12 protein-coding genes are annotated in these 14,748 nt (G+C 50.8%); 10 read left to right on the top strand and 2 right to left on the bottom strand.

All coding sequences use genetic code 11. The features are described 5' to 3' along the window. Nucleotides 1–3 precede the first annotated feature (3 nt). Both Q397_RS0111970 and Q397_RS0111975 read right to left on the bottom strand, forming a co-directional pair. Nucleotides 4–423 (bottom strand): PaaI family thioesterase, encoded by a 420-nt coding sequence (locus tag Q397_RS0111970; RefSeq protein WP_028879627.1) that lies wholly within the window; start codon nucleotides 421–423, stop codon nucleotides 4–6. Nucleotides 424–458: 35 nt separating this feature from the next. Beyond that, entirely contained in the window at nucleotides 459–1,247 is a 789-nt protein-coding gene (locus Q397_RS0111975; protein ID WP_028879628.1) for an IclR family transcriptional regulator, read from the bottom strand. Between the two features lie 122 nt (nucleotides 1,248–1,369). Here Q397_RS0111975 and Q397_RS0111980 point away from each other — a divergent pair, with 122 nt between their 5' ends. From Q397_RS0111980 to Q397_RS24185, 10 genes are all read left to right on the top strand, one after another. Then, nucleotides 1,370–2,914: an acetate--CoA ligase gene (locus Q397_RS0111980; protein WP_038013766.1), complete on the top strand. Its 1,545-nt coding sequence runs from the start codon at nucleotides 1,370–1,372 to the stop codon at nucleotides 2,912–2,914. A 58-nt stretch (nucleotides 2,915–2,972) separates the two neighbouring features. After that, nucleotides 2,973–4,109: an FAS1-like dehydratase domain-containing protein gene (locus tag Q397_RS0111985; protein ID WP_028879630.1), complete on the top strand. Its 1,137-nt coding sequence runs from the start codon at nucleotides 2,973–2,975 to the stop codon at nucleotides 4,107–4,109. A gap of 61 nt (nucleotides 4,110–4,170) precedes the next feature. After that, the gene (locus Q397_RS22265) at nucleotides 4,171–4,722 is read left to right on the top strand and encodes a TRAP transporter small permease (RefSeq protein WP_051609961.1); all 552 of its coding nucleotides are present in this window, start codon (nucleotides 4,171–4,173) and stop codon (nucleotides 4,720–4,722) included. 45 nt (nucleotides 4,723–4,767) lie between these two features. Next, on the top strand, nucleotides 4,768–5,793 hold the full coding sequence (locus Q397_RS0111995; RefSeq protein ID WP_028879631.1) for a TRAP transporter substrate-binding protein: 1,026 nt from the start codon (nucleotides 4,768–4,770) through the stop codon (nucleotides 5,791–5,793). 77 nt (nucleotides 5,794–5,870) lie between these two features. Beyond that, complete coding sequence (locus Q397_RS0112000; RefSeq protein WP_028879632.1) at nucleotides 5,871–7,154, top strand: TRAP transporter large permease; 1,284 nt, start codon at nucleotides 5,871–5,873, stop codon at nucleotides 7,152–7,154. Between the two features lie 59 nt (nucleotides 7,155–7,213). Beyond that, nucleotides 7,214–8,821, top strand: a complete 1,608-nt coding sequence (locus Q397_RS0112005) for a carboxyl transferase domain-containing protein (RefSeq protein WP_028879633.1) — start codon at nucleotides 7,214–7,216, stop codon at nucleotides 8,819–8,821. Nucleotides 8,822–8,831: 10 nt separating this feature from the next. Next, the gene (locus Q397_RS0112010; protein ID WP_028879634.1) at nucleotides 8,832–10,835 is read left to right on the top strand and encodes an acetyl-CoA carboxylase biotin carboxylase subunit; all 2,004 of its coding nucleotides are present in this window, start codon (nucleotides 8,832–8,834) and stop codon (nucleotides 10,833–10,835) included. Then, on the top strand, nucleotides 10,828–11,685 hold the full coding sequence (locus Q397_RS0112015; RefSeq protein WP_028879635.1) for a hydroxymethylglutaryl-CoA lyase: 858 nt from the start codon (nucleotides 10,828–10,830) through the stop codon (nucleotides 11,683–11,685). The genes Q397_RS0112010 and Q397_RS0112015 overlap by 8 nt, the downstream gene beginning before the upstream one ends. Further along, a complete protein-coding gene (locus tag Q397_RS0112020; protein WP_028879636.1) occupies nucleotides 11,685–12,467 on the top strand; it encodes a crotonase/enoyl-CoA hydratase family protein in 783 nt (260 codons plus the stop codon). Before Q397_RS0112015 ends, Q397_RS0112020 begins: the two co-directional genes overlap by 1 nt. A 126-nt stretch (nucleotides 12,468–12,593) precedes the next feature. Continuing rightward, on the top strand, nucleotides 12,594–14,705 hold the full coding sequence (locus Q397_RS24185) for a methyl-accepting chemotaxis protein (protein WP_028879637.1): 2,112 nt from the start codon (nucleotides 12,594–12,596) through the stop codon (nucleotides 14,703–14,705). Nucleotides 14,706–14,748: the final 43 nt, after the last annotated feature.

A 14,748-nucleotide genomic window follows, 5' to 3' on the forward strand; every position in this document is an offset into this window, starting at 1 on the left:
TTTTTATCCTGCTTTTTTAGTAGGGACGGCTTTCCAGATCCCTGTGGCTTGAGCGACTTTTTTATCCCCGACCGTGAGGTGAGCGTTTAAGAATAAGGTGGATCGTGTCTTCGATGCGATCTCACCGCGTACCTCGATAAAATCACCGGGCTTTACGCCCGCGATGAAATGGGTGTCCAGTTGCAGGGTGACGCACGCCTGTCGATCCATCGCTTCCCATGCGAGAATACTTAAGACGTGGTCGGCAAGGGCGGTGAGGACGCCGCCATGGATCATGCCTGCATTATTAACATGAGCTTGCGTTGTCAGCAGGCCGTAGGCCCAGCCATCATCCTTTTTACGTGCCCAAAGCGGGCCGATGGCATCCATCAGGCCGACGGCGTTACGGGTTTTCCAACCATTGTTGAGTAAGTCGTTCTGCATTTTTTCTCCATTTTTGAAACACCCGTAAACGGGGACTAGTTAAGTAAAAAATTGCTGGTGTCGTGGGCAGCTTTCAGCATGCGTTCTGCCAACGAATCGATTCCTTGGTTTTCCATTTGCTCGCTGACGCCGACAGAAACAATCGCGTGAGACACGGCCCCCGCTTTGTTGAAGACTGGGGCGGATAGGACTGTGATGCCGCGAATATATTCGCCGTTATCAATGCCATAGCCGCGTTCTTTGGTTTGTTTGACTTGGTCCATCCAGGTATCGAAGCTGGGTGGGTTATCCCAGATCAGTTTTTTGAAATGACTTTCTAATGTCTTTTTCGGCAAGTCGCTAAAGGCGGCAAAACACCGGCCTGTCGCGCTGATGTAAGCCGGAAAGCGGCTGCCGATATCTACTTGCAAACGAAAGGGGAGTTGCGTGCGTGCAATGGCAACGGCGATCATCTGGTTGCGACCAGATGTTTGCACGCCGATGGATGTAATCGCGAAGTCTTCGGCAAGTTCATCAAGATGCGGTTGCACAACTTGGGTAAAACCGTTTTTGAGAATGACGGTCCGTGCGAGAGGCAAAATGCCGATTCCGATATTATATCTTTTGGTTTCTTCATCGAAATCGGCCAATCCCTCTTCTACCAGTGTACGCAGGATGTGAAGGCATGTGCTGGGGATTAAATCTGTATCCCGTGCAATCTGGTTTACGCCCAAAGGCTGATCGGAACTGGCAAGCCTGCGTAGTATTTTTATACCTCGTGTGAGGGCGGGAACCTGTCTTGTTTTGGCAGTTTTCTCGTCTTTTTCTGGGGTGTGTGCGGTCATTTCTTCCTCCTAAATTCATTGTCTATATACAATAGAAAAAACATATTGACAATAAAATAATCGCCCCTCATGCTTAGGTTACAAATGAAACGAACCAAACAATGCGAAAGGTCATTGTCAAAATGCTTACGGATTACAACACGTATGCTGACGCTCAGAAGCATTACTCGAAAGAGGCGTTATGGGATTTGTTTGATGGCAACAGAGAACAGATCAACATTGCGCACGAATGCATCGATCGTCATGTTAACGGGGAGAAGGTTGCGATTAACATCGTATCCACCGAAGCAGATACCATTTCACTGACATTCAAAGAGATTTCGGAACTCTCTTCGAAGTTTGCGCATGAACTTGTCGCACGTGGCATCCAGAAGGGTGATCGTGTTGCGGTAATGTTGGAGCCATGTCTGGCTTTTTATGTGGCACTCTTTGGGGCGATGAAGATGGGCGCGATTGCGGTCCCTATGTTCACACTCTTTGGTCCTGATGGTATTTTGCTGCGAATTAACGATTGCAAACCAAAATTACTTGTTACCAACGCTGAAAAAGCCGCGATCACACCAGAAGTAGATGGTCTGGCGAAAATTGTGGCGAATGAGAGCTGGTTTGAAGGGTTGGAAAAATACCCGTCCACTTACCAGGTTGATTCAAAAGGCAAAGATCTTGCTGTCTTTCAATATACCTCTGGGACGACACGGCAGTTGCCGGACGCGGTGAAACATACGCACCGTTCTATTGTGACGTTGATGAATGCGGCCCTTTACGGGACAGGTCTTCGCCCGGATGATATTTTCTTCTGCCCGTCCTCACCGGCGTGGGGGCATGGGCTGTGGCACGGGACGCTGGCACCTTTGGCGCTCGGCATTACCACCGGCACTTTTTGTGGCAAATTTGATGGTGAAAAACTGTTGGAAGTCCTTCAGGATTTGAAGGTGACAAACCTTTCCGCAGCTGCGACACACTATCGACTTGCTAAAAATTCTGAAGCCGCCGGCAACTATAAATATAGTCTTGAAAAACTATCTTTCACCGGAGAGCCGATCGACGAGGCAACAGGTGAATTTATCAAAGAAGTTTTCCATCTCCCTGTTTGCAGCATGTATGGGACCACCGAAATTGGCGTCATTCTGGCCAACTATCCGGGGGCTGATGATTTTAAAGTCAAGGATGGCTCGCTAGGCAAAGCCGTGCCGGGTGTTGAGGTGCAGGTCCATCGTGCCGACAATACCGAGTGTGACCCCGATGAAGCCGGTGAGCTGGTGGTGATGCGCGGTGGTGAATGGTATCGCACCAAGGATTTGGGGCGCCGGGATGAAGAAGGATACTTCTATCATGGCGGACGTGCCGATGATGTCATTATTTCCGCTGGCTGGACGATTAGTTCCGTGGAAGTGGAAGATGCGGTCCTGAAACATGATGACGTGCTGGAAGCAGCGGTGATCGGTGTACCGGACGAATTACGTGGTCAAATCGTAAAGGCGTTCGTTGTCTCCAAGCGTGATGGCAATGACGAGTTTGTTGAAGAGATCCAGAACATGGTGCGTTCAAGGTTAGCGCAACATGAATATCCCCGTCAGGTCGAATTTGTATCTGACTTGCCTAAAACACCTGCGGGTAAAATCCACAGAAAAATATTGCGCGAGCAGCATGCCGCTACTGCGACATAGGCGACATGCTACCCGCTTTTCCAGAAAAAAACATTTTAGCACACATGGAGTTCAAACAATGAATGCTGAATCAAAACGCCTTTTCCCGAAAATCACTGAGGAAGGCCTCAACGACCTGCGTCAACGCATTGGCGTGAAAATCGAAAACACCGTCGAGCCTTGGTGTTACGAAGCCACGCGAGATAACATCCGTCATTATGCACATGGTATCGGCGATGACAACCCGCTGTGGTGTGATCCGGAATATGCCAAGAACACAAAGTATGGCGACGTGATTGCGCTGCCGAGCTTTCTGTTCTCTACAAGCCGCATCGTTTCCGGTTATGTGGGTGGCCTGCCGGGCGTTCACGCTATGTGGTCCGGTGCAAACTGGAAATTCCACAAACCGATCAAACGTAATGACGTTATCTCTACAGAATGTTGGTTGAAAGACCTGATCGAGCACGACACTCGTTTTGCCGGTAAAGCTGTTCAACAGATTTACACCGTAAACTTCTTTAACCAGGAAGGCGACAAGGTGGCCGAGGCTGATAGCTGGTGCTTCCGTACGGACCGTGATCAGGCGCGTGAAAACGGGACCAAATACACAGAAGTGCGTTCACGTGAACCGCGTGTGTACACGAAAGAAGAACTCGACGAGTTTTTTGCATATTACGAAAAAGAAGAAATCCGTGGTGCAAATACACGCTATTGGGATGATGTGAATGTCGGTGACAAGCTGCCGACGATGGCAAAAGGTCCGATGACTGTAACTGGTTTCGTTGCTTATGCACAGGGTTGGGGCGGTCTTTATATTCGTGCCAATAAACTGGCATGGCGCCAGTCATCCAGCCACCCAGGCCTTGGTATCCCTAATGCGCAAGGCATTCCGGATTGTCCGGAACGTGTCCATTGGGAAGAAGAGTTTGCCCTTAAAGTTGGTGCACCGGGTGCGTATGACTATGGGCCGGAACGTACATCGTGGATGATGCATCACTTGACAAACTGGATGGGTGATGATGGTTTTCTTGCGGAAACTACCTGTGAAGTCCGTCGCCACAACCCTGCTGGCGATATGATCCTCATCGATGGTGAAGTTACTGAGAAATATTCTGAAGGTGATCGTCATTTCGTCAAGATCACTCAGAAAGCTGTTCAACAGGACGGCGAAGAGTCAGCGCGTGCAACGGGTGTTGTTGAATTGCCTAAGCGCTAAAGAGGCGGGAAAAGTGCAGGCTCAGGTCTGCACTTTTTCGACACGCAAAAAGGAGTGAGGAATGCAGAAGTCTGATGACCAAATCGAAAAAAACGGTTTCAGCCTTTTACTGAGAAAATGGGAAGATCTGCTTCATACGATCGGATGTCTCTGTTTGCTCGTAATTGCGGGATTGATTATTTTCGATACATTGCGGCGACTGTTGGTTGGCGTGCCATTACAAGTTCAGTTTGAATTGACGGAACTGTTTTTAATGCCGGCCGTGGCCAGTCTGTCTTTATCGCGGGTCTTTCGTGACAAAGCGCATTTGGCAATCGAGATTTTCACAACACGGCAATTTGGTCGGACATGGCCCTTTGTAAATGCCATGAACCTTACTCTGGCCATTGTTTTGTTTGCCGGGATCACGTGGCAATCCGGCTTGTATACCTATAACGCTTTTGTTTCCGAGGATATTTACATCGGCATTTATGACTGGCAAATGTGGCTGGCCTATCTGTCCGGTCCTCTTGGAAGCGGCACTCTCTGTCTCAGATTATTTCACGATTTCATTCATGATCTTGTAACAGGCAAGGTCGATCGCTCGGAACATATGGGTCAGATTTCAGAATAAATAAAGAGGCAAAAAGCCCTTATTCTCAAAACAGGAGGTTTCAATATGAAGAGTTTTTTCAAAGGATATCTAAAATCCGCACTATACACGGCTGTTTTCTCTTTGGCCTGTACGCAAGCCAACGCGGAAGCTGTGGAAATCAAGCTCGGTGATTTTCAATCCACCACCCATATCGTTTCTAAAGAAGGAACGGTTAAATGGATGAAGACGGTTGAAGAACGCACCGGTGGTCAAGTCACTTTCAAGCATTTCCCGTCTCAACAGGCGGCAAAATCAAAAGGGCTGCTCGATGCGGTTAAAAAGGGAATTATTGATGCGGCTTTGATCGGTCCGCTCTATCACTCAGACCGTTTGCCATTGAATTCCGTCATTGGCCTGCCAGGTTTCTTCAGTAGTGCGCAAGAAGGCAGTCAGGCCTTGCAGGAGATGGTGGCTGAGGGACCGCTACATGACGAATTTGTCGCCGAAGGTGTCATGCCGATCATGCCTTTTGTTCTACCGCCCTACAACATTCTGCTGAAAGATGCCAAAGTCGGTAAGCTGGAGGAATGGAAAGGAATGAACATCCGAACCGCCGGGTCTACACAGGCGATGACAGCGCGTGCGCTGGGCGGGGCAGGTGTCAGCATTCCGGGTCCGGAAACCTATTCGGCTCTGGAACGTGGTCGTGTCAGCGGCGTTTTCTTCCCGCTGTCGTCAGTGCCTTCTTATAACTTGCAGGAAGTATCGTCTTCAATTTCAACAAATGGATTTTTTGGGGGGTATAGCTTCACGTTGATCCTCAAAAAAGACATTTTTGATAAGCTGTCGCCAGAAGTTCAGAAAATTATGCTGGATGCGGGGCGAGAGATCGGGATCCATGTGGCAAAAGCGCAGGATGAATCGATCGCTGGCCTGACTGCAGAATGGGCGAAAAACGGTGTGGAGATGTTTCAGTTCTCCGCTGAAGAGCAAGCCCAACTGCGCGCTGCAATTACGGATGTGAAAAAGGATTGGGTTGAACGTGTGGGGAAACAAAACCCCAAAGCTTCTAGTGTTTTGTCGAGCTATGAAGCTGTGATCTCACACTAAACCCTTTTCTGGTTGGCACTGACGTCCCCTACTGACAGTGCCAACCACCCCCTCCTTTTTGTCCGAGGTTTTCTCCTGTGTCTCTTCTGATTACATCCCTCTTGTTGATAGTCCTTCTTTTCTTGCGCATGCCTGTCGCGTTTGCCACCGGTATTGCAGGATTGATTGGATTGATTTTTGAACTTGGATTTTCCCCGGCATTTGCCGTGTTGGAACGCACCTATTTTGATACGTCATCCTCGTTCATCCTTGTGTCGGTTCCCTTGTTTATCTTTATGGCGGAACTGTTGACGGCAGCCGATATTACCAGACGCACCGTATATGCCTGTCAGGCTTGGATCGGTCACATCCGTGGTGGCTTGGCGGTTGCGACTGTTGGTGCTTCGGTGTTTTTAGCGGCCCTGGTGGGGAGCAGCACGGCATCTGCTGCGACGATGGCGGCTTCCGCTTTCCCTGAAATGTTGCGTTATAAATATGATAAACGTCTGGCAACCGCAATTGTCAGCGTGGGCGGCACCCTAGCGGTGATGATCCCCCCCAGTATTGTCTTGGTGGTCTATGGCGTCTTGACGGAAACCTCGATTGGCAAGCTGTTTATTGCAGGTTTGGTGCCGGGTATTTTGACCGCCCTAGGTTTGGTCGTTACCGTCCAAATTCTGGCTCGCAAAAAAGATATGGCTCCTCCGGGCGTTCCCTTCCAATTTAAACATGCTGTTAAAAGCTCCTTGGGCGTTTGGCCGACCATGGCACTGATGGCGCTGATTATTGGGGTGATTTACACGGGGGTTGCGTCACCGACGGAGTCAGCGGCGCTGGGTGTTGGCGGTGCGATTTTGCTGGGGCTTGTGCAGCGTAAGTTAAAGATGGCGCGCTTTAATGACAGTGTGAGTCGTGCTGTGCGTACCACCGTCATGATTATCGCGATCATTGCCTGTTCCCACATTTTTGCAAACTTTCTCGCCTTTACGGGCGTGACCCAATCCGTCCTCGGCTTTGTGGAACATGCAAATATTCCGGGCTGGGTGATCCTGAGCATTATGATCCTAGTTCTGCTTTTAATGGGCATGATGATGGACCAACTGGCAATCCTTGCGCTGACGATGCCCGTGCTGTTTCCAACAGCGATGAGTTTTGGGTACGATCCGGTCTGGTTGGGCATTATTGTCACAAAGACTGTGGAAATCGGCCTGATTACACCGCCGTTAGGCTTGAATGCTTATGTGACGGCCGGACAAACAGGCGTGCCGTTGAATACCGTGTTCAAAGGGTTAACCCCCTTTATCATCACCGAGATTATCGTTCTCATTCTATTGGTTCTGTTCCCGGATATCACTTTGTTCCTGACAAGCGTTATGTGGTGATGAGCTAGGTAGTCTCAAGACCTCTTCTTAAAATAAATTACTATCAAAGGTGTTACCTGATGACCGAGTTGCACTCGAACATCTCGCCGAATTCCGAGTCCTTTCTTGGAAACCGCGAGGCCCATGAAGCTGCCATGCTTCCGATACACGCAGCCTTTAAAAATGCCGTGGATGGCGGTGGTGAAAAGGCAAATGAACGCCATGTCAGCAGAGGCAAAATCCTGCCGAGAGAGCGCGTTGCACGGTTGCTGGACCCCGGTTCCCCTTTCTTGGAAGTGGGTGCCTTTGCGGCCCATGAGATGTACGACAACGCGAGCCCGTCTGCGGGGATCATCACTGGGATCGGACGGGTGTCAGGCCGGGAAGTCATGATCGTTTGCAATGATGCCACGGTCAAAGGGGGAACCTATTTCCCTATGACTGTTAAAAAACATCTGCGCGCCCAAGAAATTGCGGAGAAAAACCATCTTCCTTGTGTGTATCTTGTCGATAGCGGCGGGGCCAACCTGCCTAATCAGGACGAGGTCTTTCCCGACCGTGATCACTTTGGCGCCATTTTTTATAATCAGGCGCAAATGTCATCAAAAGGCATTCCGCAAATTTCAGTCGTGATGGGGTCGTGTACGGCGGGTGGTGCCTATGTGCCGTCCATGTCGGATGTCACAATTATTGTTAAGGAGCAGGGCACGATCTTTCTTGCCGGACCACCTTTGGTGAAAGCGGCAACGGGGGAGGTTGTAACGGCTGAAGACCTGGGGGGCGGGGATGTCCATACCCGCTTATCCGGTGTGGCGGATTACCTTGCCAATGATGATGCACATGCACTGGCATTGGCCCGTCTGGCGGTTGCCAATATCAATAGCGTCAAATCCAATCAGCTTGAATGCCAAGAGATCGAAGAGCCGCTTTATGATCCAGAAGAAATCTTGGGCGTGGTGCCTGCGGACTTGAAGACGCCTTACGATGTGCGTGAAGTCATCGCGCGCACGGTGGATGGGTCACGTTTTGATGAGTTTAAGGCCCGTTACGGCACGACACTTGTTTGCGGATTTGCCCATGTGATGGGAATGCCTGTCGGGATTATCGGCAATAATGGGGTCATCTTTTCTGAGTCTGCCGTTAAGGGCGCGCATTTTGTCGAGCTTTGCTGTCAGCGTAAAATCCCGTTGGTGTTTTTGCAGAATATTACAGGCTTTATGGTCGGCCGTACCTATGAAGCCGGCGGGATCGCAAAAGATGGCGCCAAGCTGGTGAATGCTGTTGCAACCGCGAATGTCCCGAAAATTACCTTCTTGATCGGGGGCTCCTTTGGGGCAGGGAACTATGGGATGTGTGGTCGGGCATACCGTCCGCGCTTCCTGTGGAGCTGGCCGAATAGTCGTATCTCCGTCATGGGGGGGGAACAGGCTGCGGGCGTGCTTGCAACTGTGCGCCGCGATGCATTGGAGCGTAAGGGCGAGAACTGGTCAGTAGAAGACGAAGCTGCCTTTAAAAAGCCGACCATCGATCAGTTTGAGAAACAGGCCCATCCGCTTTATGCCTCAGCCCGTCTTTGGGACGACGGCATTACTGACCCGCGTAAAACCCGCGAAGTTTTAGCCCTTTCTCTCTCTGCAGCGCTTAATGCGCCGATCGAAGATACTCGTTTCGGCCTCTTTAGAATGTAAAGGCAATAAAATGATTAAGAAGATACTGATTGCCAACCGTGGCGAAATCGCTTGTCGCGTCATTGAGACGGCGAAAAAAATGGGCATCCGTTCGGTCGCCGTTTTCTCAGATGCCGATGCAGCCTCAAAGCATGTCCAGTTGGCGGATGAGGCGGTTCATATTGGACCGGCGGCTGTGGCCGAAAGTTATTTGAAAGGGGATGTGATTATTGCAGCCGCGCTGAAAACAGGGGCGCAGGCGATCCATCCGGGTTATGGCTTTTTGTCAGAAAATCCAGATTTTGTGGAAGCTGTGGAGGCCGCAGGTCTGACCTTTGTCGGGCCATCCGCGTCGGCCATTCGGGCGATGGGGTTGAAAGATGCAGCGAAGGCTTTGATGGAAAAGGCAGGCGTTCCCGTCGTCCCCGGATATCATGGCGATCGTCAGGATGTGGACTATCTTGCAGAGGAAGCGGGCAAAATCGGTTATCCGGTTTTGATCAAAGCGCGTGCTGGCGGCGGCGGCAAGGGGATGCGTCTGGTCGAAAGGCCCGAAGATTTTAAAAGTGCTTTTGAAAGTGCCGCACGGGAAGGCCAATCAAGCTTTGGTGACCCTGCTTGTCTAATTGAAAAATATATCACCCAACCCAGACATATCGAAATTCAGGTCTTTGGGGACTCCCATGGCAATGTGGTGCATTTCTTTGAACGTGATTGTTCTTTGCAACGGCGCCATCAAAAAGTGATCGAAGAAGCACCCGCCCCCGGTATGCCGCAAAATGTCCGCGATGCAATGGGTAAGGCAGCGGTGGAAGCTGCCAAAGCTATTGCCTATGAAGGGGCGGGGACGGTTGAATTTATCGTGGATGGATCAAACGGCCTGCGCGAAGATGGCTTTTGGTTTATGGAGATGAACACCCGCTTACAGGTGGAACACCCCGTATCAGAAGCGATCACGGGCTATGATTTTGTTGAATTACAACTGCGCGTCGCCTGTGGGGAAGCCCTGCCGTTTACACAGGGCGATTTGTCGATCACGGGTCATTCCTTTGAAGCAAGGGTTTATGCAGAAGATGTCCCAAAAGGGTTTTTGCCGGCGACGGGCACCTTACAGTATCTTAAATTCCCGCAAGGCAGTGAATTTGAGCGCGGGGCTGTGCGTATTGACAGCGGTGTGCGCAGTGGGGATGAGATCAGCCCGTGGTATGATCCGATGATTGCCAAGGTGATTGTCCATGGTCCGACCCGCACGGCGGCTCTGAATATGTTGAGCAAAGCCTTAAGCGATTGCCATATCGTCGGTTCCGTCACCAATCTGGAATTTTTGTCAGCCCTTGCCAGTCATGAAGGGTTTTACCAAGGCAATGTGGATACTGGATTGATTGAGCGCGATCAGGCTCAATTGACCGTTCAAGGCGAGGCACCCCTAAAATCTGTTGCGCTGGCGGCGCTTGGCGGGCTTGGTCTGTTGAGTGGCAAATCCTCTAACGAGCCATGGGAGCGTCTTGTCGGCTGGTGCCATTGGACGGACGCCAAGCAATATGTGGTTTTGGAACAGGACGGGGTGCGTTTGGAAGTCGCTGTTTCTGTTTTAGGGGACGCCCACTTTAGTTTGGACATTGAGGACACTGCTGTGGAGGTAAGAACCAACGCACTCGGGGAAAACCGCTTCAAGGTCTTTTGTGATGGTGTGCAGTCCCAGATGGACGTGGTGGTTCAACCCAAATCCGTTGCCGTCTTTTGTGAGGAGGGGAGTTTTCGATTTGATCTCCCCAATGCGCTGGCGTCTGCTGAAAATGAACAGGCGGGCGGAGATGCGGTGATTGCGCCCATGCCCGGTTTGGTCCGTGCGGTGATGGCCTCGGCCGGGCAGTCGGTCAAAGAGGGGGATCCGTTGTTTATTCTGGAAGCGATGAAAATGGAACACACGCTTGTTGCGCCACGCGATGGGGTCGTGGCCGAAGTATTGACGAAAGAAAATGCACAAGTGAGCGATGGCATGGTATTACTAGCCTTGGAGAAAGAAGATGACTAAAAAAGTCACCCTTTTTGAAATGGGGCCGCGTGATGGCCTACAAAACGAGAAAAACCATATCCCCATGAGGGCGAAAGTCGGGTTGGTTGATCGTCTGTCAGATGCTGGCTTTTCCAAGATTGAAGTGACCAGTTTCGTGAGCCCCAAATGGGTCCCCCAAATGGCGGATGCACGCGAGGTTATGGCGGAGATCAAGCGTAAAAAAGGCGTATCTTATGCTGTTTTGACCCCAAACTTGAAAGGGTTTGAGGCCGCACTGGAGGCACAGGCCAGTGAAGTTGCGATTTTTGCATCTGCTTCTGAAGGGTTTAGCCAAAAAAACATCAATTGTTCCATTGCAGAAAGTATTGATCGCTTTAAACCCGTGATGCAGGCCGCCCGTGAAAACGCGGTCCCTGTGCGGGGCTATGTCTCTTGCGTGACAGACTGTCCCTATGATGGGGCCACGCCGGCTGAAAATGTGGCGCGGGTCGCTGAACAATTGATGGAGCTGGGCTGCTATGAGATCAGTCTGGGCGACACGATCGGTGCGGGGGAACCGGATACGATCGAAACCATGTTAAACGCTGTCTTGACCTATCTGCCCGCTGATAAACTGGCCGGGCACTACCATGATACGAAAGGCCATGCGCTGGACAATATCAAAGTCAGTCTGGACGCGGGCTTGCGTGTTTTTGATGCGTCCATCGGCGGGCTTGGCGGCTGTCCGTATGCGCCCGGTGCGAAAGGGAATGTCGCAACCGAGGAAGTTGCAAAAATGCTTCACTCCCTAGGGTATGAAACCGGTTTGGACCTGACCAAACTTTTAGAAATCGCAAACCATGCCAAGACATTAAGGAGTGCTGCGTGATGACTTATGACACGCTGGATATTAAAATTGATGAACGTTCTGTCGCATATGTGACCCTAAACCTGCCGGAGAGCCGCAACGCCTTGTCTGCACAGATGATTGCAGAGCTGACTCATATGGCCGAACATCTGGGCGCCCGCGATGATATTCGCGCCATCGTCTTGGCGGGGGCGGGAAAAGTCTTTTGTGCAGGCGGTGATCTTAAATGGATGCAACAGCAGATTAATGCGGACCGTCCAACCCGAATGAAAGAAGCGCGCAAACTGGCTGAGATGCTCAATGCCCTTAACGAAATGCCCACACCTTTGATCGGTCGGGTACATGGGGGCGCCTTTGGCGGCGGGGTCGGGATGTGCTGCGTCTGTGATGTCATTATCGCAGATGACAGCACCAAGTTTGGCCTGACGGAAACAAAGCTGGGCTTAATCCCGGCGACCATCAGCCCCTACGTCCTTGCTCGCATGGGCGAAGGTAATGCCCGACGGGTGTTTATGTCGGCGCGGATATTTGGTGCGGATGAAGCGCAAGAGCTGGGCATTGTCTCCAAAGCGGTTGCGGCGGATCAATTGGATAAAGCTGTTGAAGCGGAAGTCGCGCCTTATTTGTCTGTTGCGCCTGTTGCGGTTGGACGTTCAAAGGCACTGGCGCGTCTGCTGGGACCGAAGATTGATGCGGCCGTGATTGATCAGACCATTGCTATGCTCGCCGATACCTGGGAAGGCGAAGAAGCAGCCCACGGGATTGATGCCTTTTTAACCAAAACGCCCGCGCGCTGGGCGTAGTTTTTCTTGTACCGCAACGATTTCACACCCGAAAGCTCTCCCTAGATAACTTTCGAGTGCCACTTGGGCAAGAGAAGGCCTCTTCTTCCTTTCACCTTCTCTTGCCCTCTTTTTTTGGAGATGAAAATGCATTTTGGTATACGTGCTAAGCTGATCTCGGCATTTTTGGTGATCGTTTCCCTGACGCTGATTTCGTCTGCGGTGAGCTTCTATTCCATTCGAGCCTTTAAAACCGCTTTGGATGAGGTGGTGGTGGAACGTGTCCCTGCCATGTCTGAAGCTCTGTTGATGAAAACCGCCGTTGATGGTGCTTTGTCGGCACTGGCACGAATTGTACAGAATAAAGAAGGGGGCGCGCAAGCAGACTGGCAACAGGTGGAGGCCAATTTAAAGCAGGCAGATACTGCCTTGCAGGCGTTGCAGGGAAAAGGGCTTGATCACGCACAAAGGGGACAGCTGCAAAGCTATCTTTCTGATCTAAAAACACAGATCGCTGAGATCAGATCGCTTCTTTCTGCCTCTGTGATGTATCGAAATGAAATGCGCACGCTTCTGGAAAACACGGGGGAAAATCTCAATCAGGTGCGGTTGGATGTCAGTACGGATATTGATGTGGAACGTCAATTTTCGGATCAGATTGTTGATTTTGTTGCGGGCATCGATCAGGTCGAGGTAAGTAAAATGCAGGAGTTGATCTCCAATAGCGCAAAGCTGTTTGCGCTTAGCTCCGTGCGCTCCAGCAGTGAGGCCAGCCTTTCTGGGGCAGAAGCGATCCTCACTCTGACAGATGAAACACAGATTAAAAGCAAGGCGTTTGAAGCAACCTCTGCTCTTGAAAAAGCAATCGAGGGACTGAGCGCGCTGCCGGAAGGTATTGCGGCTTATTATGCCAAGCAGCTCTCGTCCTTCTCAAACACGTTTTATGGGGAACGGGGACTGATTGCGCTCCGACTGGCGGCTTTGCAGAACGAGCAGAAAACAGCGCAGCTTCTCCTTCAAAACCATCAGCTTTCTGAAGGGCTCTCCCAAATCGTCTCGGAAGTGACGCGATCTTCGCGTCAGGCGGTTGCGGTTTCAGCTGCTGAGGCGACACAGATCGGCCAGGTGATGACACAGGTCACTTGGGGGGTGGTGATTGCCAGCGTGATCATTAGTCTTTTGTTGATTTTTTTGTTTGTAATCAGGCATTTAAATCGTCGTTTGAAACGATTGAGCCAGTCAATGGATGACCTTTCAAAAGGTAATCTGGATGTGAAGGTCGAAGATACTTCAAGCGACGCAATTGGTCGGATGGCCCGCAGTCTGGAGGTTTTCAGGCAAAGCGCCCTTCAAGTTGAAGCCTTGAAGCGGGAAAAGGAAGAAAATGATCGCCGCTTGGAAACCGAGAAAAAAGCGAGCTTGATTAAAATGTCTAACGATTTTGAAAATCAGGTCGGGCATATTCTGGAAGATGTGATGCGGGCCGGGCAAGGAGCCTGTACGGATGCGTCCTCCCTGATCAAGCTATCGGACTTGACACAAGCGCAGGCAAATCATGTCTCAACTGCTTCGGAGCAGGCAAAAACAGATGTTCAGATGGTGGCGAGTGCCAGTGAGGAATTATCGGCTTCTATTCGTTCAATCGAACAGAATATGGATTTGTCCAAGGTTGTATTTGAAAATGCATTGCAGGCCTCAGAAACATCGACCCATCGCATTAAAAGTCTGGAAGAAGTGGGTAATCAGGTGGCTTCTGTCATCGGTTTGATTAGTGACATTGCGGAACAAACGAACTTGCTTGCCCTCAACGCCACTATTGAAGCACAGCGTGCGGGTGATCAGGGCAAAGGGTTTGGCGTGGTGGCGTTGGAAGTGAAAAAACTTGCTGAACAAACATCCACGGCGACGGAACAGATTACGGCGCAAATTAGCCAGATGAGAGAGGCTACCCACCAAGCCGTTCAGGCGATCGGGGAGAGTACCGAGCTACTGTCACAGATTAATCAGATCAATGAAAACACGGTTCACGCCATCCGGGAACAATCCTGCGCCACCGATGAAATCGCTTCTAGTGTGGTCAGTGCCTCGCGTGGGACGGAAAAAGTAAATGGGCATATTGTCGATGTTTTGTCAGCCGCACAAGACACCAACCAATCTGCCCTGAGGGTTGGAACCACCAGTAAAAACGTCGTCGACCAATCAGAAGCGCTCCGCAAAGCCGTCAGCACTTTCCTTGGAAACCTAACCGGAAATACATAGTCGGTTGATACAGTTGCTCCTCTCCTGTAATCCAAATATAGCG

It is taken from the genome of Terasakiella pusilla DSM 6293 (assembly GCF_000688235.1).
In the GTDB taxonomy this organism is placed as follows: domain Bacteria; phylum Pseudomonadota; class Alphaproteobacteria; order Rhodospirillales; family Terasakiellaceae; genus Terasakiella; species Terasakiella pusilla.

Excerpts from the sequence above, each read along its gene's own strand:
- Q397_RS0111975 (WP_028879628.1), bottom strand. The coding sequence starts at position 1,247 with ATGACCGCACACACCCCAGAAAAAGACGAGAAAACTGCCAAAACAAGA.
- Q397_RS22265 (WP_051609961.1), top strand. The coding sequence starts at position 4,171 with ATGCAGAAGTCTGATGACCAAATCGAAAAAAACGGTTTCAGCCTTTTA.
- Q397_RS0112020 (WP_028879636.1), top strand. The coding sequence starts at position 11,685 with ATGACTTATGACACGCTGGATATTAAAATTGATGAACGTTCTGTCGCA.
- Q397_RS0111980 (WP_038013766.1), top strand. The coding sequence starts at position 1,370 with ATGCTTACGGATTACAACACGTATGCTGACGCTCAGAAGCATTACTCG.
- Q397_RS0112010 (WP_028879634.1), top strand. The coding sequence starts at position 8,832 with ATGATTAAGAAGATACTGATTGCCAACCGTGGCGAAATCGCTTGTCGC.
- Q397_RS0111970 (WP_028879627.1), bottom strand. The coding sequence starts at position 423 with ATGCAGAACGACTTACTCAACAATGGTTGGAAAACCCGTAACGCCGTC.
- Q397_RS0112015 (WP_028879635.1), top strand. The coding sequence starts at position 10,828 with ATGACTAAAAAAGTCACCCTTTTTGAAATGGGGCCGCGTGATGGCCTA.
- Q397_RS0111985 (WP_028879630.1), top strand. The coding sequence starts at position 2,973 with ATGAATGCTGAATCAAAACGCCTTTTCCCGAAAATCACTGAGGAAGGC.
- Q397_RS0111995 (WP_028879631.1), top strand. The coding sequence starts at position 4,768 with ATGAAGAGTTTTTTCAAAGGATATCTAAAATCCGCACTATACACGGCT.
- Q397_RS0112005 (WP_028879633.1), top strand. The coding sequence starts at position 7,214 with ATGACCGAGTTGCACTCGAACATCTCGCCGAATTCCGAGTCCTTTCTT.
- Q397_RS24185 (WP_028879637.1), top strand. The coding sequence starts at position 12,594 with ATGCATTTTGGTATACGTGCTAAGCTGATCTCGGCATTTTTGGTGATC.